Raw genomic sequence first — 1,428 nt, forward strand, 5'->3', positions numbered from 1 at the left:
GGCCTAAACGACACGATGTGTTGGTGAGGTTGTACGGCTAGCCGGTCTGGCGTGCTGATATTAGGACTATTTCACTTATCCAGAGGGATATTCCAGCTTCGACCATGAAATACCGCCAAAGGAATGCCGGTGTGCTAGGCACCTAGGCTCACGATGAGGGGATGAGTAAAAATCATCCTCGATGCCCCGTCTGCGGCGGGACATGCACGAAACACGGAACAACGAGTGCTGGGCGCCAACGATGGCGATGCCGCACCTGCAAGGCCACCTTCACCCGCGTGAATAACGATGCCGTGCAAGCCAAATGGTTCCGCCTTTTCATCTTCTGGCTCACCTCCAGCAACAGCTTGGAAGAAACAGCTAAAACCTGCGGTGTTTCACCACGAACTTTGCAACGACGCTTCACACCGTTCTGGCTTATCCAACCTCCCCGAAGCGTTGATAAGCAGAGAATCTACGATCAAATCTTCATCGACGGCACCTACTTCAACACCAAGTGCCTTGTTGTAGCTGCCGACTCCACCCATGTCATCAATTGGTTCTGGTGCACAAAAGAATCCTCCTGGTCCTACACACGCCTGCTCGACCCACTAGCCCCACCACAATTGGTGACCTGCGATGGGGATTCCGGAGGCCTTAAAGCACTACACCACCTATGGCCTGATACCCCGGTCCAACGCTGCATTGTCCACGTCAAGCGCAATATCCAACGCGCCACCGGCCTTCACCCCACCTCGCCGATGGGCAAAGCACTACGACGGCTTTCCTTTGAACTACTCGCCGTTGACAACCTAGATAAGGCAGCCGAATGGATAGTGAAACTACAAAAGTTCGGCACCGTATTTAGCACCCAACTCAAAGCCCGTACCTACGTCAAAGACGTCCCTTTCGATCAGATTCCAAAGTCCAAGCGCCGGAACAAAAAGTGGTGGTACACCCACTACACTCACCGCGGAATCTACCTGCAGCTAAAGAAGATGAGCCAACAAGGACACCTCTTTGCCTACCTCACCGAAGCTGAAAAAGGCCAACGGTTGGAACGCACGACCAACAAGCTAGAAGGCGGGGTGAACTCACAAATTAAGCAACTCCTGCACACCCACCGCGGACTGCGCGATGAACAACAGCGCATCGCCTGCGACTGGTGGCTGCATCTACATACGCAGCTGCCTGACGATCCTGTAGAGATCGCCAGGCAGCAAAACTGGGGCCAGGACGCACTCGCCAAAGCACAAACCCTAGCCAACCAGGAAAAACAAGCCACCAGCGGCCACGAAGAAGGCCGACCAGCAACCTACGACAGTGCCATCGACACTGCCTACAACCACTCTATGGGAATACGCAAAGGCCACATACGCTAAACTCCACCAACACAAAATGTCGTTTAGCCCGACACGCCGCAAAACAACACATTCTGTCGTTTAGGCC

At 53.9% G+C, this 1,428-nt stretch carries 1 protein-coding gene; it reads left to right on the forward strand.

Annotated features, from left to right (window positions below; translation table 11 throughout):
* Positions 1-161 precede the first annotated feature (161 nt).
* Entirely contained in the window at positions 162-1,361 is a 1,200-nt protein-coding gene (locus QP915_RS11570) for an IS1249 family transposase (protein WP_284769431.1), read from the forward strand.
* Positions 1,362-1,428 lie beyond the last annotated feature (67 nt).

Source organism: Corynebacterium sp. MSK158 (assembly GCF_030229085.1).
Taxonomy (GTDB): domain Bacteria; phylum Actinomycetota; class Actinomycetes; order Mycobacteriales; family Mycobacteriaceae; genus Corynebacterium.

What these genes read in the sequence shown, in the direction of transcription:
- QP915_RS11570 (WP_284769431.1), top strand. Translation starts at nt 162, where the DNA reads ATGAGTAAAAATCATCCTCGATGCCCCGTCTGCGGCGGGACATGCACG.